The 21,472-nt window shown below is 54.6% G+C and carries 24 protein-coding genes and 2 pseudogenes; 19 read left to right on the top strand and 7 right to left on the bottom strand.

Annotated elements, in window-relative coordinates:
* The 13 genes and pseudogenes from B5F88_RS14425 to B5F88_RS14365 all read left to right on the top strand — a co-directional run.
* Window positions 1–392, top strand: a pseudogene (locus tag B5F88_RS14425) (SPFH domain-containing protein); the annotation flags it as partial.
* A gap of 119 nt (window positions 393–511) precedes the next feature.
* The gene (locus tag B5F88_RS14420) at window positions 512–1,354 is read left to right on the top strand and encodes a hypothetical protein (protein WP_140402134.1); all 843 of its coding nucleotides are present in this window, start codon (window positions 512–514) and stop codon (window positions 1,352–1,354) included.
* Window positions 1,355–1,398: 44 nt separating this feature from the next.
* Entirely contained in the window at window positions 1,399–1,800 is a 402-nt protein-coding gene (locus B5F88_RS14415; protein WP_087347549.1) for a hypothetical protein, read from the top strand.
* A 22-nt stretch (window positions 1,801–1,822) separates the two neighbouring features.
* A complete protein-coding gene (locus B5F88_RS14410; RefSeq protein WP_242959812.1) occupies window positions 1,823–2,674 on the top strand; it encodes a DUF4428 domain-containing protein in 852 nt (283 codons plus the stop codon).
* A gap of 48 nt (window positions 2,675–2,722) precedes the next feature.
* Window positions 2,723–3,406 carry a TIGR00266 family protein gene (locus B5F88_RS14405; RefSeq protein ID WP_075705359.1) on the top strand — a complete coding sequence of 228 codons (684 nt, stop codon included), beginning with the start codon at window positions 2,723–2,725 and terminating at the stop codon, window positions 3,404–3,406.
* A 24-nt stretch (window positions 3,407–3,430) separates the two neighbouring features.
* On the top strand, window positions 3,431–4,897 hold the full coding sequence (locus tag B5F88_RS14400) for a hypothetical protein (RefSeq protein WP_087347547.1): 1,467 nt from the start codon (window positions 3,431–3,433) through the stop codon (window positions 4,895–4,897).
* A gap of 12 nt (window positions 4,898–4,909) precedes the next feature.
* Complete coding sequence (locus B5F88_RS14395; protein WP_087347545.1) at window positions 4,910–5,920, top strand: DUF5067 domain-containing protein; 1,011 nt, start codon at window positions 4,910–4,912, stop codon at window positions 5,918–5,920.
* Between the two features lie 92 nt (window positions 5,921–6,012).
* Window positions 6,013–7,218, top strand: coding sequence for a hypothetical protein (locus B5F88_RS14390; protein WP_087347543.1), 1,206 nt, complete (start codon window positions 6,013–6,015; stop codon window positions 7,216–7,218).
* Window positions 7,219–7,287: 69 nt separating this feature from the next.
* Window positions 7,288–8,421 carry a hypothetical protein gene (locus B5F88_RS14385; RefSeq protein ID WP_087347541.1) on the top strand — a complete coding sequence of 378 codons (1,134 nt, stop codon included), beginning with the start codon at window positions 7,288–7,290 and terminating at the stop codon, window positions 8,419–8,421.
* A 19-nt stretch (window positions 8,422–8,440) separates the two neighbouring features.
* Window positions 8,441–9,757 carry a TPM domain-containing protein gene (locus tag B5F88_RS14380; RefSeq protein ID WP_087347539.1) on the top strand — a complete coding sequence of 439 codons (1,317 nt, stop codon included), beginning with the start codon at window positions 8,441–8,443 and terminating at the stop codon, window positions 9,755–9,757.
* A 12-nt stretch (window positions 9,758–9,769) separates the two neighbouring features.
* A complete protein-coding gene (locus B5F88_RS14375; RefSeq protein ID WP_140402133.1) occupies window positions 9,770–10,909 on the top strand; it encodes a hypothetical protein in 1,140 nt (379 codons plus the stop codon).
* 49 nt (window positions 10,910–10,958) lie between these two features.
* On the top strand, window positions 10,959–11,528 hold the full coding sequence (locus B5F88_RS14370; protein WP_087347534.1) for a hypothetical protein: 570 nt from the start codon (window positions 10,959–10,961) through the stop codon (window positions 11,526–11,528).
* Window positions 11,529–11,631: 103 nt separating this feature from the next.
* Complete coding sequence (locus tag B5F88_RS14365) at window positions 11,632–12,012, top strand: hypothetical protein (protein ID WP_075705351.1); 381 nt, start codon at window positions 11,632–11,634, stop codon at window positions 12,010–12,012.
* A 114-nt stretch (window positions 12,013–12,126) separates the two neighbouring features.
* Here B5F88_RS14365 and B5F88_RS14360 read toward each other — a convergent pair.
* The 6 genes and pseudogenes from B5F88_RS14360 to B5F88_RS14335 all read right to left on the bottom strand — a co-directional run.
* Window positions 12,127–12,384: pseudogene (locus B5F88_RS14360) on the bottom strand (acetyltransferase); the annotation flags it as partial.
* 177 nt (window positions 12,385–12,561) lie between these two features.
* Complete coding sequence (locus tag B5F88_RS14355) at window positions 12,562–12,978, bottom strand: UPF0158 family protein (RefSeq protein ID WP_162612198.1); 417 nt, start codon at window positions 12,976–12,978, stop codon at window positions 12,562–12,564.
* 5 nt (window positions 12,979–12,983) lie between these two features.
* Window positions 12,984–13,970, bottom strand: coding sequence for an SEC-C metal-binding domain-containing protein (locus tag B5F88_RS21535; RefSeq protein WP_022288928.1), 987 nt, complete (start codon window positions 13,968–13,970; stop codon window positions 12,984–12,986).
* The gene (locus tag B5F88_RS14345; RefSeq protein ID WP_022288929.1) at window positions 13,967–14,272 is read right to left on the bottom strand and encodes a hypothetical protein; all 306 of its coding nucleotides are present in this window, start codon (window positions 14,270–14,272) and stop codon (window positions 13,967–13,969) included. The genes B5F88_RS21535 and B5F88_RS14345 overlap by 4 nt, the downstream gene beginning before the upstream one ends.
* Before the next feature lie 96 nt (window positions 14,273–14,368).
* Window positions 14,369–14,884, bottom strand: coding sequence for an ImmA/IrrE family metallo-endopeptidase (locus B5F88_RS14340; RefSeq protein WP_087347529.1), 516 nt, complete (start codon window positions 14,882–14,884; stop codon window positions 14,369–14,371).
* Window positions 14,885–14,963: 79 nt separating this feature from the next.
* Window positions 14,964–15,383: a helix-turn-helix domain-containing protein gene (locus B5F88_RS14335; protein ID WP_022288931.1), complete on the bottom strand. Its 420-nt coding sequence runs from the start codon at window positions 15,381–15,383 to the stop codon at window positions 14,964–14,966.
* A 247-nt stretch (window positions 15,384–15,630) separates the two neighbouring features.
* Between B5F88_RS14335 and B5F88_RS14330 the strand changes: the two genes are divergently transcribed.
* The 6 genes from B5F88_RS14330 (at window position 15,631) to B5F88_RS14310 (ending at window position 19,796) form a co-directional block, all read left to right on the top strand.
* On the top strand, window positions 15,631–15,882 hold the full coding sequence (locus B5F88_RS14330; RefSeq protein ID WP_022288932.1) for a hypothetical protein: 252 nt from the start codon (window positions 15,631–15,633) through the stop codon (window positions 15,880–15,882).
* Between the two features lie 2 nt (window positions 15,883–15,884).
* Entirely contained in the window at window positions 15,885–16,619 is a 735-nt protein-coding gene (locus B5F88_RS14325; protein ID WP_087347527.1) for an ImmA/IrrE family metallo-endopeptidase, read from the top strand.
* Complete coding sequence (locus B5F88_RS14320; protein WP_022288934.1) at window positions 16,616–16,861, top strand: hypothetical protein; 246 nt, start codon at window positions 16,616–16,618, stop codon at window positions 16,859–16,861. The genes B5F88_RS14325 and B5F88_RS14320 overlap by 4 nt, the downstream gene beginning before the upstream one ends.
* A 192-nt stretch (window positions 16,862–17,053) precedes the next feature.
* The gene (locus B5F88_RS14315; RefSeq protein WP_087347525.1) at window positions 17,054–17,527 is read left to right on the top strand and encodes a hypothetical protein; all 474 of its coding nucleotides are present in this window, start codon (window positions 17,054–17,056) and stop codon (window positions 17,525–17,527) included.
* A gap of 554 nt (window positions 17,528–18,081) precedes the next feature.
* Window positions 18,082–18,240, top strand: coding sequence for a hypothetical protein (locus B5F88_RS21115; protein ID WP_204246250.1), 159 nt, complete (start codon window positions 18,082–18,084; stop codon window positions 18,238–18,240).
* Window positions 18,241–18,431: 191 nt separating this feature from the next.
* Entirely contained in the window at window positions 18,432–19,796 is a 1,365-nt protein-coding gene (locus B5F88_RS14310) for a recombinase family protein (RefSeq protein WP_087347523.1), read from the top strand.
* Here B5F88_RS14310 and B5F88_RS14305 read toward each other — a convergent pair.
* Complete coding sequence (locus B5F88_RS14305; protein ID WP_242959811.1) at window positions 19,793–21,313, bottom strand: transposase; 1,521 nt, start codon at window positions 21,311–21,313, stop codon at window positions 19,793–19,795. The genes B5F88_RS14310 and B5F88_RS14305 overlap by 4 nt on opposite strands.
* Window positions 21,314–21,472: the final 159 nt, after the last annotated feature.

Genomic DNA, 21,472 nt, shown 5'->3' with positions numbered 1-21,472 from the left:
CCCCTGTACCCACGCCCCCGCCTGCCGCCCCTGGCTGGACCTGCGCCTGCGGACAAAGCGGCATCACCAGCAGCTTCTGCCCTAACTGCGGCAGCAAAAAGCCGGAGCCCAAGCCGGCAGCAGAGAGCTGGCAGTGTACCTGCGGTGCAGCCGTCACCGGAAAATTCTGCCCGGAGTGCGGCAAGCCCCGGCCCGCAGCGGACGGCTGGACCTGTTCCTGCGGTGCGGTGAACAAAGGGAAATTCTGCGCGGAGTGCGGGGCAAAAAAGCCCGCCGGCGTGCCCCAGTACAAATGCGACAAATGCGGCTGGGAGCCGGATGATCCCGCCCATCCGCCCAAGTTCTGCCCGGAGTGCGGCGATCCCTTTGACGATGGCGATGTGCAGGGATGACCCGGGGAAGAAAAACCGCCGTATTTTCTGTTGTAGGTCTGTTCCTGCTTCTGGCGGCTGTGGGATATTGTTTCAGAGGTCATCAGGGAGGTGATGCACCCATACAGAAGAAATCCGCCGTGCCGCCCGGTACCTTGACCGGCGTCACATACAGCCACACCAGCGGCATGGTTGCCAGAGCGGATTTTGCCATCACGCTTTCGCCGGAGGCCATTCTGGAAACAAGCTATTATCCGGCCCTTGATCCGGATACGGCGGAGGACGAGAACTGGTATCACCCGTCCACCAAAGAGAATGTCCCCATCACCGCAGCTCAGTGGTCGGATGTGGAGCAGATCATTCTGGAGCTCTACCCGCTGATGGAGCCCATCCCGAAAAACCGGCGTGAGGTGAAGCTGCCACCGGGGATCGAAGTCATGGATGGCGGGGACTCCACCAGCCTGATCCTGACCTGGAGCACAGAAGACGGAACACGGAGCATCCGTTATAATCCGCCAAACGACCGCCGTATCCATACGCTGATCGCTCTGCTTGAGGAGCTGGCCGACCCCATTGAACGGGAGATCCCCCGCTATGCCCCGCCGGAGCTGAGCGGCTTCTATATGGGTCAGTCCGGGGCTCTCTTCTCCAAGGACTATTCCTTCCAATTCGACCGGGGTCCGTCTGTTGTGTACGGAGAGGACGCCCCATATATCCTCCGGGCCAGATTTACCCCGTCCGGTCGGAAGCAGGAGATCTGGAGTGACTGGGCCGTGTCAGATGAGGAGTGGGATGCCTTCACCGCGTTTGCGGAGGAGATCCGTCTGGAAGAACAGCCGGACGGCAGCTCGGAAAAGCCGGCCTGCACCCTCTATTACTCTGACGGCAAACAGCAGCAGAAGAAATTGGATCAGGAAACAGCGAAGCAGCTCCGGGCGTATTTTACAGAGCTGGCCCTGTGCCTGCTGGATGAACAGCCATAGTACGCAAATCGATCCATAAAAACAGAACATAGGAGGTACTACAAATGAAAGGTCAGAAGATTTTGAAAGTCACATCCATTCTCATGATCATCGGCGGCATCATCGCCGCCATCGCCGGCGTCATCGCCATTCTCGGCGTCAGCGCCCTGGCAGCCCTGTCGGGGAGCGCGGAGGGTACCGGCCTGCTCTATGCCAGCTCCATTCTTGTGACTGTGGCCTCTGTGATCCAGTTTATCGCGGGCATTAAGGGCATCGGGGCCTGCAGCGCACCCCAGAAGGCCGCTTCCTGCGTCAAATGGGGCATTATCATTGCGATCTTAGCGATCATCTCCATCATCATCGGCTTTGTAGGCGGAGGCCAGTTCAGCATCACCAGTCTGGTGCTCAACCTTCTGCTGCCGGGATTGTATGTCTACGGCGCCATGCAGATGAAGGGCACCGCGTAAGCGGCTTCAGAAAGGGGTGCAGATGATGGGGCTCTTTGGAAAACTATTTGATAAAAAGGAATGCTCGGTCTGCGGCGGCGAGATCGGGCTGCTGGGCAACCGCAAGCTGGAGGACGGCAATCTGTGCAAGGAATGTGCCGCCAAGCTCTCCCCCTGGTTCAGCGACCGCCGCCAGAGCACGGTGGCGGAGATTCAGGAGCAGCTGGCCTACCGGGAGACCAATCAAGCCAAGGTATCCTCTTTTCGCACCACCCGTACTCTGGGTGAGCGTACCAAGGTGCTGCTGGACGAGGATGCGGGTCTGTTTATGGTCACCTCCGCCAGAAATTGGGAGGAGGCCAATCCGGATGTGCTGTCCTTCTCCGATGTGACTGGCTGCAAGTTGGACATCGACGAGCGCAGGACGGAGATCGAATACAGGGATAAGGATGGAGAGCGGCAGAGCTTCAATCCCAAACGGTATGCCTATTCCTACGATTTCTACATCGTGATCAACGTCAACAATCCCTATTTCAGCGAGATCCGCTTCCAACTCAACAGCAGCTCAGTGGATAACGATGAGGAAACACTGCTGGATGGGCCCGACGCCATGCGCAGACCCCGCGGGGGTCTCCGGGCTAAAGCCGGCGGAATGGGCGGCGGCTCCCTGACCTCCAATGCGGAGGAGGTGCGCTCCAGCGTGGAATACCGGCAATATGAGGAAATGGGCTGTGAGATCCGGGATGCGCTGCTGCAGATCCGGCAGCAGGCGCGGGAGGAAGCGGCCGCGGCAGCAGCACCCAAGGCGGCGGTGACCTGTCCGTACTGCGGGGCGACCACCACACCGGATGCCAGCGGCTGCTGCGAGTTTTGCGGCGGCGCAATCAACGGATAAGAATACCTTGGAGCAATAGAAAACAACGAAAATGAAAGGAGCTTCACCATGAAGAAGTATGAAATTTTAGGAGAAAATCTGCCGGTCGTCGTATGTGAATTGTCCCCAGGCGAATCCATGATCACGGAGAGCGGCAGCATGAGCTGGATGAGCCCAAATATGAAAATGGAGACCACCACCGGAGGCGGTATGAAGAAGATGCTGGGGCGGCTGGTGTCCGGCGATTCCGCATTTCAGAACAAGTTCACTGCAGAGGGCGGGGACGGGATCATCGCCTTCGCTTCCAGCTTTCCCGGGGCCATCAAGGCTCTGAACATCAGTGCCGGCCGGTCCATGATCGTGCAGAAAAGCGCGTTTCTTGCCTCTGAGGAGGGTGTGGAACTGTCCATGCACTTCCAGAAAAAACTGGGCTCCGGCATCTTTGGCGGCGAGGGCTTCATCATGCAGAAACTGAGCGGAAACGGGATCGCCTTTATTGAGATCGACGGTCACGCGGCAGAGTATGACCTGAGCGCCGGACAGGAGCTTCTGGTCAGCACAGGGTACCTGGCGGCTATGGAGGAGAGCTGCACCATGGATGTGGTTGCGGTCAAGGGCGCAAAGAACATGCTCCTGGGCGGAGAGGGTATTTTCAATACCGTTGTCCGGGGACCCGGCAAGGTGATCCTGCAGACCATGCCCATCAGCAAGGTAGCCGAGCTGCTGACGCCGTTTTTCAGCAACAAAAAATAAGAAAGGACAGAGAGGAGAATGGCCATGAAAACCAAGTTCAAGCTGTCGTGCCTGTTCCTTGCGGCGCTGATGCTGTTCAGCCTCACTGCCTGCGGCAAGGACAACCCGGAGCCCAGCTCGACATCGGAAGGAACCGAGCAGACAAAGCCTCCTGTGGAGGCGGGAAGCGGAACAACGATCCATACAAATCTGTGGGATCTTACTTACGATGAGGCGGACGGCTGGGTCTATGAGGAGGACGACCTTCATGACGATGAAACATCCTCCAAGATCATCCTGGCGCTTCCCAAGGAAGGCGAGGATGGAAGCATCGTCGATGCGGAGATCCGCGTTTCTGTGGAAGATCCGTATACCTTCCGGGACTATCTCACCAGCTACGGCTTTGACGAGTACGAATATGCAGTCGATCAGGCCTATGATCTTACTCCCGTCGGCGGCATCGATTGCCTCAAAGCAGAAGGAAACTATTGGGGCTCCCCCTGCCTGCGGTATATGAACCGGGTGGAGGGCGCGGGAGCCACCGTATTTATGGAGATCATCGGCGAGTACGAGGATGAGCGTGTAGACAAGCTGCTCTCCGGCCTGACGATCCATCTGGAGGATACCGGAAACGAGGATGGCCCCTGGTACTGGGAGGGTGAGCCCTTTTCCGCCCAGCCCCGCAGCGTCATGGTGGGGACGCACACGCTCAGCAGCCAGTGGCTGCCTATTACAGACTGCATCATCACAAAGGAGACCTTCAATCACGCGGCTGCTGTCACAGGAGATCAGGCTTACCTTCTGGTGGACGGAGAATTGAAGCGCTTCGATTACGACGGCGCATCTCTGAACTTTGCGGAGGATATTGTGCTGGACGCGGAATATGAGGATATTTCCGCCGACACCACAGGGACCCTCTGGCTGGCGAATTTTATGGAGCCGCTGATCAGCTGGAAGGACGGCGCACAGACGGCGTCCTATGAGGGCCCGGATCACTTCACCATGCACCCATCCGGGACCTGGGGCGTCAGCTGGTTCTCCGGCCCGGAATGTGAAAAGATCACGCTCTCCGGCGGAGCCCTCAAGACGGAGCCCATGGTATTCCAGGAAGTGGACATCCTCAGTCACCTGCTGATCGACGACAGCCACATCTATGTCTGCGGGTCTGCCGTGGATGGCAGCGGTCACAAGGTGTTTGTCTATGACAGCAATGGCGCGCTGCAAATGACTTTGGCAGATTCCGACGGAAGCGGCCTGGGAAGCATTACCTTTATTACGCAGACCGCAAATGGCTATCTGGCCCTGGACGGAAATATGCGTGAGGTGGTGCTCTGGACCAAGGACGGCACCTATCTCGGCGAGGCGGATGACGGCGACCTGTTCGGCACGGACTATCCCTGGTTCTGCGGCGGCGCGAAGCTGGCTGACGGCAGCATCCTTGCCATTATGACCGAAGACAGAGCAGACGAGTCCGCAATGGAACTGGTGGCATTCAAACTCAGCGGCTTTTAAGGAGGATCTGACATGAAACGCACGAGGTTATTCTGCGTCCTGCTTGCGGCGGCGATGCTGCTCAGTCTGGCCGCCTGCGGCAAGGACGACCCGAAAGAGTCCAATTCGCTCCAGATCGGGGACTATGCGCTGCTCTACAAGGGGGCCAGCATCATGGAGGACTCAGATGGAAACGACGCGCTGGTCCTGACGCTGGATTTTACCAACAACAGCAAGGACAGCGGCTCCTATGTCTGGTCCATCTCTGAAACAGCGATACAGAACGGCGCAGAATTGGCTATCGCCACCGTCTTTGCGGACAGCGACTCCTACGACACGGTAATCGACAGTCAATTTACGGATGTCGCGCCGGGTGAAACCCTTGAACTCCGCACCGCCTTTGTGCTGGCGGATACCACCAGCAAGGTCGAGGTGACCTTTGAGGAGGCATTTGGCGACAAAACCGGTAAGATCACCGTCGATCCGTCCACACTCAGCCGGGAAGCGGCGGGAAGCGGTACAGGTCAGGATACTGGAACCGGAGATATACTGCTGGACTGGTGGAACGGCGACTGGTACGGCTGGTGGATCATGACCGGCTGCTCGGGCGACTACGAGGATCTGGAGGGCGCCTGGTGGGACATCTGCGGCGCCATTGACATCGGCGGGGACGGCACGGGCACTGTCACCCTCTGGGATGAGGACTACACGAAGTCGGAACCGATGGTTTCCGCATCGGTCAGCCTCAGTGATGATGGGACCAGCATATATGGCACCATGACATCCGAGGGCGGTGCCTTCACGGATATTGCGCTGGAGCACGGGGACTGGATCGTTGACCCGGGACTGGTGGACTATGGGGACATGATCCACATTGACGGTGATTACGAAAACGGCGGAGATGCGTTCCACTATGATATCTACCTGCGCCCGTGGGGGACCTATTGGGTGGATGTGGACGAGGAGGATCTGCCCAATCTCTATGACAGCTGGTATCTGCCTCTGATCGATGCGGAGGAGCCTATGCCGGACAGCATCGGATGACACCAGAATGGGGATCGTTCCCGCCCCATTTGGGGCGGAGCGATCCCCGTTTGCGCAATGGTATGGAGCAGTGACGTTTGAAAGGAGCAGTTATGAAAAGGACATCAAAACGAGTGATCGCATTTTTTCTAATACTGGTTCTGGTGCTGTCTCTCTGTGCCTGCGCGCAAAAACAGCAAGCGGGAACAGACGAACCAAATCGAAGCGCCGATGGTGAGACGCTGTCTGGTATGCCCGATCAAAAACTGCCGGAAAAGCTGCGCCCGGGGGCCGGGGGATCGGATATGCAGCCGACACCGACCGGATTCTCCGCGGAAGCGGAACAATCTCTTGTTTGGCTGCGGGAGAGAATGGCTTTTCCGCAGACCATGTTCGGCGCGGCTTATCTGGGCTATGTGGAAAAAGCCGGCGATTGGCTGTCAGCGGCGGACCAGGCCATGCTGGAGGAATATCCCTTCCTTGCGGAGATCGACGAAACCCGCATCATCGGCAGTTCAGGCCATCTGTACGGTATCGTGCCGCTGGATGAAAATGCGACGGTTGCCATCAATCGTGTGCGATGGAATGAGAACACCGATACCTATGAGAACACCGAGGTCTGCTATCGGTCGGAAAACGGGGAACCGGTGCTGCTCTTTGCAAATCTTGACGGCGTTGCATACGAGACCGACACGCAGGTCTGGATCACTGACAACCGCGGGAACTCCTGCGAATGGTGGCCGTCCCTTGACGCGCTGAGCTGCCTTGTGCCCTGTGTATCGGACGATGGAGACTACCTCACCTTCGACTTTACGGAATACGGATGGCAGGGCGTTCCTTCCGAGCTTGCACCATGGCTGGCAGACGGCTGGAGCGGCGTCTATGCCTCCGGGCTTGGCGGCAGCTGGACAACGCAGGCAGCGGCATGGGATACGGACCGTATCGCAAATTACTACCTGTGGTTCTTTCCCGAGGATGAGATGGGAGGAACGGTCGAACTGTATTGGGAATACGAGGGTGCCGATCCTTCTAAAACGACGTGGGAAGAGGTGTGGAGCGGTTTCTGGACGACCACATCCGTCATGGATGGGCCCAGTTATGTGACCGTCAGCCTGTCCCTTGTTGGCGGTGATAACTATGGCGTCACAGACGGCCCGTATTATATCTCGGAGACCTATCCGATTTTGATGAGTCCCAGCGGCGAGGAGATGGTGATCGGCGCTGGGGAGAACGAAGTCAGCCTGCCGTTTATGCCGAAGTACGACGCGCAGTTGTGCGTCCTGACGCTGGACAGCTTGCTCACCGACTCGCTCGGCTGATCTTCTGCGGATTACGGCCTGTTTCGGTATAGACCGTTACAGCGCCGGCATGGGAAGGAGGAATTTCAGATGCCAACACAGGTAACAAATTATCAATGCCCCAGCTGCACGGGACCGCTGCATTTCTCCGGTGCGTCCGGCCGGTTGGAGTGCGAATACTGCGGCGCCAGTTATGATGTGGCGGAGATCGAGGCGCTCTACGCAGAGAAAGAAAAAAAGGCGGCAGAAGCCCAGCAGGCGACGGAGGAAGGCGGCGCCGGGCAGGGCGCGCCGGCCGCGGATGGAGGCGCATGGGACACCTCTGACTTTTGCGAGGATTGGGGGGCTGAGGGCGACGGTATGCGGGCCTACGGCTGCCCCAGCTGCGGCGCGGAGCTCATCTGCGAGGAGAGCACGGCGGCGACCTCCTGCCCCTATTGCGGGAACCCCACCGTGGTGCCGGGCCAGTTCTCCGGGGCACTGCGGCCGGATTTCATCGTTCCGTTCAAGCTGAGCAAGGAGGATGCGGTAAAGGCCCTCAAGTCCCACTACAAAGGGAAGTTTTTCCTACCGAAAAGCTTTACCGGTGAAAATCATGTGCAGGAGATCCGGGGGATCTATGTTCCCTTCTGGATGTTCGACGGCGAGGCGGAGGGCGACGCCCATTATGAGGCTGCCCGCTCCCGTACATACCGCTCCGGCGACTACGAGATCACGGAGACGAAACACTACGATGTCTACCGGGCCGGAGCCGTCACCTTTGAGAAGGTGCCGGTGGACGCCTCCAGCAAGATGCCGGACGGCCACATGGACTCCATTGAACCCTATGACTACAAGGAGCTGAAGCCGTTTTCCACTGCGTATCTCCCCGGCTTCCTGGCCGATAAGTTCGATGTGACGGTGGAACAGAGCCGGCAGCGGGCGGATCAGCGCTGTGAGGGGACCCTTGCCTCCGCGCTGCGCGGCACAGTGAAGCGTTATGACCTCTGCGTTCTCAGAGACAGCAGCGTTCACCTGCGCAGGGGCAAGGTGCATTACGCCCTGATGCCCGTCTGGATGCTGAATACCAAGTGGCATGGGAAGGACTTCCTCTTTGCCATGAATGGACAGACCGGAAAGCTGGTGGGCGACCTGCCGGTCAGCTGGGGGAAGTTCTGGGGGCTGTTTGCCGCCATCGCCGTCCCCCTGTCTGTGATCAGTTCGGCGCTGGTCCTATTGCCGTGAGAAAGGAGGCGGACCGGATATGAAGAAAGCATATACTGCTCTCGCGCTGGCGTTCCTGTTGGCGCTGTCCCTCTGCACTCCCGCAATGGCGGCAATGGAGTACGGCGTAATCTATGACGAAACGGAATCCTTGGGATCGCAGGAACTGACCATGCAGGGAGAACAGACCCTCCCCCAGCTCTCCCAGGCGCTGGGCCTTGATCTGCGGGTGGATGTATTGACCCAAAACAGCTATGACGGACTTGGCGCCGCCGCCGCGGGGATCTATGAGGAATATGATTACGGCTATGGCGAGCACAAGGAGGGCGTTACGCTGACCATTCTGCTGGAACCGCAAGATGGGGATACCTACAGGATGGTTGACGAAAATGACTGGTGCGTCTACGCCAGACTGAGCGATGAGCGGGGCAACGGCCAGGAATTGTCCGGCGCCGTCTACGATGCGGTACAGCCCTATATGGCGGCGCGGGCGTGGAACGGCGAGGACATGACCATGAGCGCCGTGGCGCTGACCCAGGCAGTGGACGCCATGGCGGAAACGGCGGAGGATTACATCCTCACAAATTGCCCGCCGGCCGGCTCCGGCGAGGATGTCGGCGTGGAAAAACCGGTGCAGGGCAGCGTCACGATGCAGTATGTATTTGATGCTGCAGACCTTCTTCCCTATGAGAAGTGGGAAAAGCTGGAGGCTCGGGCCAAAGCTATTTCCCAAAAGCAGGATTGCGGCGTTTATTTTGCTCTTGTAGATGATTACACGGAATTCGGAAACGGCAGTATCTATGAGGTCACCTATCAGCTCTATCACGGCAGTGAGCTCGGTATGGGCAGCGGGCGGGACGGCATCATCGTGCTCCTGAGCATGGCCGAGCGGAACTATGCCATGTTCGTCTACGGCGAGTACGCCGAGTATGCCTTTGATGAATATGGGAAGGAGAAGCTGGAGGAGCAATTCCTGGGTGATTTTGGGGAAGACGACTGGTATGGCGGCATTTCCAATTACTTGGACGCCTGTGAGGAATATCTGACGAAGGCCGACGCCGGCAAGCCGGTGCGCCGTCCTTACTGGATCTGGTTCGTCATTTCAGCAGGATGCTCCTGTCTGGCCGCGGGGACGGTTTGCCTGTGGCTGCTGCGTAAGATGAAGTCTGTCCATCAAAAGGCGGAAGCCGATGCGTACCTCACCGCTGGCGGCTTACACCTGACAAAGCAGTACGACCGGTACACCCATACCACCGAAACACGCACCAAGATCCAGAAAGAGAGCTCGGGCGGCAGCGGCGGCAGCACCTACAGCGAAAGCGGGGGCGGCGGCAGCGGCCGCAGCGGGAAATTCTGAGAAGGAGGCCGGATGATGAAGAATTTGCTCCGGCGCCGCTTTCTCCCGGCGATTTTGTGCATGGCGCTGGCCCTTGGCCTGTCCGCCTGCGGAGGAAAAGACACACCGCCCGTTGAAACGGAAACGGACGGTGCGATGGGCACCCTTTCCGGCAGTAAGGGAGAAAAAGATTCCGGGGTGGGTGTGTTCTCCGGCAGCGGGGAAGAAACAGCGGAGGCGGAATTGGCGGAGGAGTCCCTGAACCTGTTGTATGACGCCATGGCATACGATGACCAGTACGCCGGCGCGGTCGCCTATCTGGAATACAGGAAGCAGGGGGACTCCACCCCGCTGTCGGACTGGCTGGTGGAGAATTGTGCCGGATTGGTGGAGGCCATGCCGTTTCTACTAAATATACCGGCCGAACATATCCTTGGCCCGGGCTATGGTGATTTATTCTGCATCGTTCCCCGGGATAAGAATACCAGCCTTGCCGTGAACCATGTCACCTGGGAATCTCTCGGTAACGGCGTTTGGCCTGTACCGGGTGAGGTGCTCTACCGGGAGGAGTGTGCTCAGTCTGTACTGATATTTGTAAATTATGAGCAATGGCGGGATGAACCGGACACGGAGATCGTCCTTGTGACAAACGATGGCGTGGAGGTGAAGTGGCTTCCGCTGACCGATGAATACGGCATTTCCATCGTGCCCACCGGGGAGAACTACCTTCCCATGCTGATGGATTTCGGCATCTGGGGCTATGTGACCGGGTTGGACTACCCCAAGGACTGGGAGCCGTCCGGGGACGACTGGTGGCTGCCGCCCACAGACTGGGGGCTGGCTTACACAAACTGGACCTGCGAGCAGTGGTACATGGAGTTCGGCTGGGGCGACAGCGACCCGGACTATTCCGGACGCATCGATCTCTACCATCAGCCGGAGGATGGGCAGGAGTATGCGTACTCGTATTCCGGCATCTGGCGTATGGAGGGCGACTGCCTGCATCTGGACCTCTCGGACGGCGCGGGCACCCGCATGAGCGGCAGCTTCCAGGTGCTGATCGACCCCTCCGGCGAATCTCTCCATATCCAGCAGGATCGTGAAACCGGTGTGTGTCCGCCCTTTTTTGGCGAGGGCATGACCTGTATGGAACTGATACGCGCCTATGGCTGAGAGAACATCAGGCGCACGAGTGTGGGACAGGCGTGAAAGGAGTATTTGTATGAGTATTTTTGACAGGCTAAAGCAGTCCGCCGTGGATGCCGCGGCGACGGCAGCCACAGCCATTGGAAACAAGCGGGAAACCTTTACCTTTGCGGCCCTCCCTGAGAGCCTTGCCCAGCTGCAGGCTCTCCCGGAGGCGGCCCTTGACACCCCCTTTCAGGCGGCGGCGCTGACCGTGCTGGCCCTGTGCGCCTATGCCGCTGACCGGCAGATCGGCACGGATATGCTGAATTGGCTGCGGGGGCCCCGTCCTTTGAGCGGACAGGAGATCTCCTTCTTAAACGACCGCTTCCGTGACGGAAAGACCTACCTTCCCTTCACCTACTTTGCCGGCTCTACCCCCGACAACAATTACACACCCAACCAGCCCTATACCATCCGGGTGGAAAGCAACCATGTTTCCGGTGAGGAGCAGGGCTATATGAAACTGTTTATCCCCTGCGGCGGCGCGGACAGCCCTCGCCCCATCAAACTCCGACAGCGGGGCAGCGATGGGAAATGGTTCCTCTGGGAGCAATACCTGCTCACCGGTGTCCGTACCCCCAAGTCCGCCGACCCCTGGGCGTGAGTCAGGCGGCGCGGCTGTGGAGGCTCGGCTCATGGAAGCCGGAGCAGGCGGGAGCGATCAGAAAACCATCTGTATTTATCGGATTGGATAGAGGGTGCCGATCATGAAAACAGTGCTGTTTATATCATCCAATAAGGTGCTGGGACAGGGGTTGTCAGCGGCCATCCAGGCAAAGCCGGAGCTTGACTTCCTGTGGGCGGCCCAGCTCCATTATCCGCAGGCTGTGGTCGGCGTTGATATCTTTCATGCGGATGTGGTGATATTGGATATTGTGGATCAGGCGGATATGGATCAGGCGGTCGGGATCTGCCAACCTCTTCGGCAGGTTGAACAGGACCTCAAGATCCTGCTTCTGGTCAGGCCGGAACAGTCCGCCGTATGCAGCCGTGTCATAGATGCAAAAAATGCCGGACTGATCGATGATTTCGTCTTCTATGATAGTTCTCTGGCATATCTGCTGGCGAAATTGGCGGCGTTTTCATAGAATGATTGGGTATCAATGAAGAAAAACCAACTGCAATTATCTAACTTGTAACTACGAATAAATGGGTGATTGCTATGCGGCATGAGTCAAAATGGATCTGCTGTCCTCAGTGCGTGTGTTCATTCTGTGATTGGCGCCATTCATGACGAATTCAATACCCTTTGCTATCGCACAAAACTTTCCAATAATCAATTTATCTCCAAGAAATTCATAATGGTGCGTGACGTGATCTTCAAATTTTTCCGCACCATTTATATCGTCGTAATAACTGTATTCACCCACGATAATATTCGGCCTGGTAATTACATTCTTAATATATACCACTTGCTTGATTGCTTCGTTCGGGTATACAGCGTTGGGATTCGGTCCCATATGATTCCCCCTCCAAATTCAGATTTTTGTTTTAATGATACACCGGGCAAGCTTTAGTCAAGGGCAAACAGCGCCGCATGGATCTCAAACCGTTGTAGTTACCACGGCTAATAAAGGACTCAACAAGGATGTCGAATTTATTGCTAAGCGACCGTACGACGCCTTGATGACTATACTTTATTCAAATTGGATATCGTTCTCATTGCACCATCGTTCGGCAAGCTCCCGGTAGGCGTTTGCCTGATAGTCGTACCACAACTGTTCCACGCCTTGAAAGCGGATCGTTTGCTTGAAACGCCGGAACGCACCCTTGCCGCGTATTGCCCCAGCCAGCTCGCTTTTGATCCTGCCCGCTGGGAGGTCGTCCACAAAGGAGTCCATGATGCTGTATTCGTGGATTTCATATTTTGTCGGGAATCGGAGAAACCGCTCCGGTTCCTTCTCGATCAGTTCGACAAGATCCTCATCTGTCTCACCGGTAATCCATACATCAGGCAGATAAACCGTTTCGTTGGTTTTCGTATCATAGAGCATCGTGTAGGCATCGCTGGCCTGTTCGATTGCGTCTATGACCGTTTGCAGCTTGATCTTCATGCGCATCACCGTCCGCAGCACTTTTTGTATTTCTTCCCGCTTCCGCAGGGGCAGGGATCGTTCCGGCCAACCTTTTTCGGTTTTGTTCCGTTCTGAATTTCTGCGATTTCTTTCAGGAAATTCATCCGCAGCTCTTCGCTGGGCATCTCCATTGCCAGAATCCCTTGCCGAAGCTCGTCTGGATTCATGGTTCCGTCCGCAATGGCCTGACGGATGTTCGGGCCAAAGGAAATAGACTTGGGAATGCGTTCTTCCGGGGGATACATTGCGGTCAATTCGTCGGGCGTATGACCACGGTTATATTGCATCCGCACATGGTTGTGAAACGGCGTATACACCTCTGCAAAATCGCCTATATCCACTTTGCGGCGAAACTTCACACCGATCTCATCCAACCGGTTCATCACATCCTCAAATCCGGCGTTCATGCAATGGAGACCATAATAGATGTCGATGAACACCGCTTCCAGCTTGTCCTCCGGCACAGTGGTTTTAGTCAGGAGGAAGTTTCGGAATGCCTCTGCTTCCGGGGTATTCTCCCAGTGGAAGGGATTGTCGTAAGCAAGGAACTCCTTCTTGTCCGGCACATAGTAGGGCTTTCCCTGATGGCCTCGTAAGATCTCATGATATGGTTCAAGGTCCTCGCCGATTAGCTGCACATCTATGACCTCGTACTCCATCAACTCGGTTTCAGGACCGTCGTAATAGAGTTCAGATTTACCGAGGATGTAGTAGTCCTCGCACTCATGCCTTGCGATTTCGGCAAAGGCAAGAAATTCTTCCTTCGTCACCAGCGATTTGTTCTGCGATGTGATGATCCCATAGAGCTTGCTGAGCGGGATAATGCCGTACAGATTGGCGGCGGCATTCAAATACTTTCGCAGAAGCCGCGAGGCGGTATCCTTCAACGGGATCTCCCGATAGAGCGCATTTAATTTTCTGCGCCCGTATTCCTCTGGGATCGGGATATAATACGGTTCCTCTCTGCTCATTCCGCTTCCTCCACAATGCCAAAATCAATCAGAATATTTTTATCTCCGTAGGTGGGATAGACGATGCCGGTCATCTCATACGCATATCGCTTGACCTTCCGGAAATCCTTTGTCCGCTCCGGGGAAAATGCTGCGGTTTCATACTTTTCGTATTCCGGCAGACCGGCAAGGTCATCCGCAGCCGCCTTGATCAGTGCATCTGTAACATCATAGATATCTTTCCCGTACTCTACGGCCAACAGCTCGTGTTTCTTTACATCCTGATCCAGATTCCCGAAGGAACGATACAGCAAGTATTTCATCGTAATTTTTTCTCCTTTTCCATGATGTCATCTTGTTCGATGCTTCGATTCTCTCAGGAGCCTTTGCGCTGATCCATCCTACAAATTTATCACAGTTCATTTCAAGAAACTGCTTCGGTGCTCCTGTTCGCGGAATCGGTGTCCCTGCATATTCAGCTCCGAAACCTTGAGCGCCACCAAGTTTATATCTGAACACATGATGCGCGCAATCTGGCCGACATCATAGCCGCCGTATATGTATTCCAGAATCTCATCGTCAGGAAGAGCGATCTGTGCGGCAAACATATTTGCCTCGTATTCCATCCGCTGATTCCGCATGTCAAAAATATTGAATTCCTGCAAGCCGCCAACCTGGATCGCCTCTCCGCGGTGGAGACAGTCATGCCCGATCTCATGGAGCAGAACAATATCGTGCATCACTGGGTCGAGGTGTTTGTTGATGAAAATATAACGGTTGCGTTCAATAACCATGTACGCGCCTTTTTGTCGGGAGAAATCACGAGGCATAACGATCAGCCCCAACTCCCGTGCAATTCGGTCGGCATTTCTTGTGCCGCATTGACGCAAAACACGATTGGCTTTTTGAATGGTCTCCTCAGCTCGAATCAGCATAGCGGTATCACCCCTTTCGGGCAGAATGGTATAATTTCACATTTTCAGTATAACGGATGCGAAGTCCAATATAAGGGACTTAGTTCTCTTCATTCTGCTTTCGATACTTTTTCGGGGTGTACTTTTTGTTGCGCTTTTTCGCATCAATGTAGGCTTCCTGAATCGCGAGCATCAGCTCATCCATGTCTTCTTCGGCCATCTCACCGCCAGAAAAGGCGCCCCGTATCTCTTTCAACAGTCGCTCGGCGCCCTTCTTACCACGATAGCCATATTCCTGCCCCGCCATCGCAATGAAGTCATCGCCCTCGTTGTGCAGATAGTCTGCATCACACCCGAGAATCTGGGCGAGAACGCTATACACCTCACGGTTCTGGGGGTATGTGGTGCCTTTTTCATAGTTGGTGATCGTCCTGAGACCTACTCCCGCCAGCTTTGCAAGTTCCGCCTGAGTAAGCCCCTTTTCCTTGCGCATTGCGCAGAGCTTTTCTCCGAACCTCATAGCATATCCTCCTGCCTGTAAATATGTTAATATGCAATTCGTTTGCGCTATATGCACAAAACCGCTTGACACAAGCAAACAGTTTTCGTATAATGAGATTACGCAATCGCTTTGCGCATTTATTGTATATCGGTTTGCGTGTCCCGTCAAGGGGCGTGGCCTTCATTTGTTCTGGAACTTCCAAGAGATGCCAGGCAATGAAAGCTTTGTCTGTGTTTTCCGTGATAGCAAGCAAGGAGTGAGGAAAATGAGTGTACCGTGCAGGAAAGCTTATGTCTCAGTCAATCTGGATGTAGATCAGGAGGGTGTGTTCTATCCCCGCTTCATCCGATGGGAAAACGGCTTGATTTTTCAGATCGACCAAATCTTGTATAAGTGCCGCGCCGCTTCTAAAAAGGTGGGGGGCGGCGGTATCCGTTACACGGTGCAGATCCGTGGCAGAGAGTCCTATCTGTTTCAGGAGGGCAGCAAGTGGTTTGTTGAAGCAAAGGAGATCTGACGATGATTTTGTCCCAGAAGAACATCGAAGAAATTGCCGCAGCCGTGACCAAGGATTTCAACGTGTTCTACTTCGGCTGCGACTCCGAAGAATCCCGGCGTATGGCACGGGGAACCCCGATTGACCAGTTCGCCAGGGAATATCTTGGAATGGCTGTGTCGTTTGCCCGACTTTCCTCAGACGGAAGCATATGCGGCCTGACCGCCTATGCGGACACCGAGTACATCACAGAAGAAATGGGCGTAAAACGAGCAATCCCGCTCAGGAAAAATCAGATTCTGTTGGATGTGAGCTTTATTCAGCCCGGACAAGTCCATAAACTCTGCGGCAAGAGGCGCTTTACTCTCGCCCATGAATGCGCCCATCAGATTTTATTCCAGATGGAAAGCGACGCTGTGCGGTCGGCCTGTACCAAGAAATACTCGGCGTGGACAGCGTATTCGCTCCGGGACTTGAAGACCCGCGAGGACTGGAATGAATGGCAGGCAAATGTCCTTGGGGCGGCAATTCTGATGCCGCAAAAAGAGATCGATCTGGCCATGTGGTACTTTGCCGCCGGCAGGAAATTCATCAACTACGAGGGGGTGTTTGCATACCGCGACAAGGTATCCTTGATGATGTTGTGCAAGCAGCTCGCCGTATCCAAGTCGGCTGCGGTGATCCGGTTACGGCAGCTCGGCTATATCGAGGATCGTCCGTACCGGGAATATATTGATCCGTTGGAGGTGTGGCCGTGAAAAAGAATATCCGCATCTCAGAACCGTCTGAGGAAATGATGGAAAAAATCCGAAAAGCGCGCCATGCCATTGCAAACCAGAAAACAAGGATGGTGAAATGCCCCTTCTGTGGGCACAATTCAATCGCCGTATTTGAAGACACCAGAGGTCATGTTCAGGCCAAGTGCAAGCTGTGTGGCCGCGAAACGGTCTTTGATGTTCTGAGTATGAGACGGTTTTTCCTCCACCTCAACCGGAGGTAGAGATCAACAAATAAATATTTTGATAGCTGTGCTGTGGAGCCGCTGATTGGTGAGTCTTCCTAATGCCGCATGATCAGATGTTTCCGAAATGGAAACACCTGATTTATCGGTATGGGACGACAAGCTCACCGTCATGCGGCTCTTTTTTAGTCTCGTCCTTCCGCTGCTCTCCGCCAGCGGAAAGGACGAGCTATGAAAATCCCGAAAACCCCGAAAGAATTTGACTACGATCTCTGGACTACGGAGGACGGAAAGTGCATGGTGCGGATCAAGGCCACCGGAGAAGCGGTAGAGGTTGATCGCACGGTGATGCAAGTGCTTCGTTCGGAGGAAAAGCGGCTCCGGCGGGCCTTATCCTCAGAGAGTGAGCCGTGTGGAACGGGAAAGACTGCGCCTACACCCCTCTCTCTGGATGCACTTCCAGAAGATGTGGCGGATTCCTGCTGGTTGGCAGACGCCCGTGACTACACGGAGGAGATCACCACGAAACTTCTGGAGAGGAAACTGCGGGAAAGTCTGACCTCCACCCAATATGGCATTTATCAGGCATGCATTCTGAATGGGGTCAGCTACAAGGCATATGCGGATCAAATGGGGGTCAGTTACCAGAGTGTCCAGAATGCGATTCGCCTCATTCAGAAAAAAGCAAAAAATATTTTCGGGTGATAGTTGTGGTTCTCCTGGAAAATGTCCGTTGTAAAGTGAAGGGGTCCTTTGGGCACCTTCGTTGAACCTTTTCAACCGAATATCCGGCAGCTAAATAACATCAGCGGTTGAGCGAGCGATACGGACGGTGCGCGATGACCACCTGTAGGAGAGGAAAGGGCGAAAGCCTTCTTCCGCTTCTATCAATGACGGCCAATAAGGTGCCCAGCGGGTCCACCGATCCAAAAGCAGGCGTGGCAGCCTGTTTCGCCAAGACCTCATCCGCCTACAATGGTACCCCTGCCCAGCCACAGTCTCAAGCAATGGGGGCAGCTCGGAGAGATCCTCGGAGGGGTTCGATTCCCGGAGTGCGGCGCCCGCCGCAGTTTAGCTGACCGCCCTGGCCTGGGGAAGTAGTGTCGAATACAGGCAAGGCTAAGACAAAAAAGTCTTGATATCAGAAGCAATGGGGGTCACCCACCATGTAACGAAGCAAGCAAATGCTTTCGCAACCAAACTGGGTGACCCCTATTTTTGTGGTATCAATGCATATTCATTTTAGGAGGGATCACACCATGATTACTGTGTCACAAACCAAGAGTGCAAACTACCTGCTTATTGTGGCCGTACTGAAGTCAATGCGGGAAGATGGTGTGATTACGCTGGCCGAATATGAGCGGGCAAAACGCTACTACCAGAAGCTCACCGGCTCCGATCTCGTCATCGCAGATTAAATGTTCAGAAGGAACCGTCTAAATTGATGTATTTTGGGCATCAGGTCTTGTCGCTTGTGTAGAAATTTACTTCTCTGCGTTCTTTCAATAGACTTTGCCTTGCCGTTGACTATAATGTTGCTTGAACCGGAAAAGTGGATGGTACCAAAATGTAGTACAATCCAAAATTCAGCCAGAAAGGAGGGCTGTTGATGCCGCAGGTCAAACTCATCTCGCCCATCACCAGGCAGGAAATCCGCAAAATCCGAGTTGCCGCCTATTGCCGGGTATCTTCCAATTCAGCGGATCAGCAGAACTCCTACGCCAACCAGATTCGGGTATATACCAGCCTCATTCAGAGAAAAAAAGAGTGGGAGCTGGTGGAGATATTCGCTGACGAAGGGCTCTCTGGCATGAACGCACAGAACCGCACCGAATTCCAGCGAATGATCAAGATGTGCGAACAGCACCAAATCGACCTGATCGTCACCAAATCCGTCTCCCGTTTCTCCCGAAACGCCAAGGAGTCTCTGGAATATGTCCGGAAGCTGAAATTGCTCGGCGTGGGGGTGCAGTTTGAGAAAGAGGGAATCTACACCCTGGCCCTCGGAGATGAGATGCTGCTCAATACCTTCTCTGCCATCGCACAGGAGGAGTCTAAGGCAATTTCCCAGAACCAGCGGCTTTCCATCGTGAAGCGGATGCAGTCTGGGGAATATGTGGACAGCAACGCTCCTTACGGCTTCCGGCTGGTGGATAAGGCGCTGGTGGTCTATGAACCGGAGGCGGCCATCGTCCGCATGATGTTCGAAAACTACCTGAGCGGCCAGTCTACATCGGAGATCGCCCGGGATCTCAACAGCCGCGGCATCAAAACCAAAACCGGGAAATCCACCTGGCGCTCCACCAAGGTGGCATACATACTTGGAAATGAGCGGTATTGCGGCGATTGCAAATATCAGAAAACCTACCGCGACACCACAGTCCCCTTCAAACAGTTCCGAAATCGAGGTCAGGAGGATATGTTCTACGCCTCCATGACCCACGCTCCTCTTATTGACCGAGATACCTTTGACAAGGTCCAGCTCCTCTTGAAAAAGCGTCAGGATGTCTTTGGAAAATCTACAACGCAAAATATCTACCCTCTTACGAGCCGCATTCAGTGTTCTGAGTGCGGCTCGTATTTTCGCAGGAGGCAGGTTTCCGGGACAGTAAAGTGGGGATGCTCCAAACACATTCAGGATCGTACCCAGTGCGGCTCAAACTACTACAGCGAGGAGAGGATCTACGATGCCTTCATCGCCATGGTCAATAAGCTTCGGTTCTCTGAATACGACATCCTGGGTCAGACTCTACTCCGTCTGGAATCCGCCGAGCTGAAGCGAAAGCAGAAAAACACGGCCGCAAGGGAGATCAGCCGGAACATTGCAGATCTGAACGCCAAGTTGGTGATGGTGGAGCAGCTCCATGCAAAGGGATACCTCAAAGATGAGGTCCATAAAGCTCAGGTGCGGGAGATTAACGACCAACTGCGCCGGCTACGGGACGGCAGGCAATCCAATCTTCCGATTGTTTAACTGAGGAGAGGATTTTGAGCGCAGGACAACAAGCCTCTCCGGTGTCGAAGAAGTTTGTTGAAATTCATTGCGGAGATTTTAGCCCCAAAAAAGAATTTACTCGGGATAAATCCTCTCACGGGCATCTTGTCTACTTGGTACCGGTTACGCAGTATGGACGGAACCGATTCTATTCCGTTCCGAATTCTATGCCAATTTTGAAAATCAGGTGCATGCATCTGTTGCTGCTGCCTTGCGCGCTCCACAGCCGAGCGGGAAAGTGACATTTGACAGGTCGCCCGTCGCTGCTTTGCTTGGCATTCTTCGCGGTGATCACATCCCATGCAATGTTCAGATTTAAAGTAGGCCCTGATTCGGGACGTTCTTTCTGTGTAGGAGCAGCGTATTGGCGCATATCCGGCTGGACATTGCTGCACACTCTTTCCGTTATCACTTAGCAGAAAACCGCCGTAAATATCCGGTACAGCTACACCCTTTAATGCTGTATTGATGAGCTCAATATTTTTCTCTGCTGCAAGTTCTCTGCACTCCTGCCCCACATAGCCGCCATCCGCAACAATCCGCACGGTCTCCTTTTGTTCTTCTGTGCGCGTAAGATGGTCGCGAAGAAAGCGCGGGTCGGAAAATATGTTTTTCTCATATTGATAATCCGTAATCACGGAACCGCTGCTGTCCACACTCTCCACCACATTCGCAGCATACCCAATATGGTCTTTCCCTGCCTTTGCACAGTATGTCGCATCCGGGTCAGTAGGATTTTGCAGGGAAGTTGTTGACGGGGATTCCTCTCCCTTCTTGCGAAGCCGTCTTCCGCCGCTTCCGGCAATGGTCTGCTCGTCCAGGCATCGGACAAGCAGACGATACTCCTCTGTTTCCTGATATTGTGCCGCACTCCGCAGCAGAAGCTGGTCCGCATCTTTCAGAATGGTCTCTATTCGCTCATTCATATCTGTGTTCCGGCAATGATACACGATGAAATTGCGGTCACCTGGCTGGCAGTAATGTTCCAGCCCTGTCAGTTTACCGATGTCTTCCTTCTTTTCGATACGCTTGGCAAGTCTTGCAACACAGGAATAGAGCAGCTCGATCCGGCTTAATTTTCGGATATTTGCCTCGATCATCAGCGAATCCATACGTTTGATGTGAGAATTGATCCCCATCAGTTTTGCGATTTTGCGGTTCAGATCGCAGACGCACTCATGGAACAAATCTACGCCGGTAGTTTTTTCGTATTCATAGCAGCGTTTCCGAAAACGGGACAAGGATTTGTCGCTCAACGGCTGCTCCTCGTAGCTGGTGGTGTGGAGAGCATACTGATAATGGATGTCCAGCATCAGATTCTCAACAATCTCGTCATCGGACAAAGCAAACAGTTCTTTTATAATGAGCGCACCCACAATAATATTGACTGGGGTATTGGGTCGTGAAGCATTTTGAGAATACAAAACTCGGAAACGTTCTTCGTCAATGGCGGGAAAAATCTCATCAGAAAACACTTTTGCCCATGACTTTTCCAAAAAGCTCCGCTCCCGTCTCGTGAGCCGGAGACTGCGGTCGAATATGGACAACTGCTGGCTTCCGTTGGCCCTGTATGACATCTTCCGCCACCACCCTGTTTTTATCTACATTATATCAAACCTGAAGTATTGTGTCACACCCCTTTTGACCTTAATGTC

Source organism: Flavonifractor sp. An306 (assembly GCF_002159455.1).
Classification (GTDB): Bacteria; Bacillota; Clostridia; order Oscillospirales; family Oscillospiraceae; genus Flavonifractor.
Note: the sequence above shows the minus strand (reverse complement) of the source record. Positions and strands in the feature narration are given on the sequence as shown.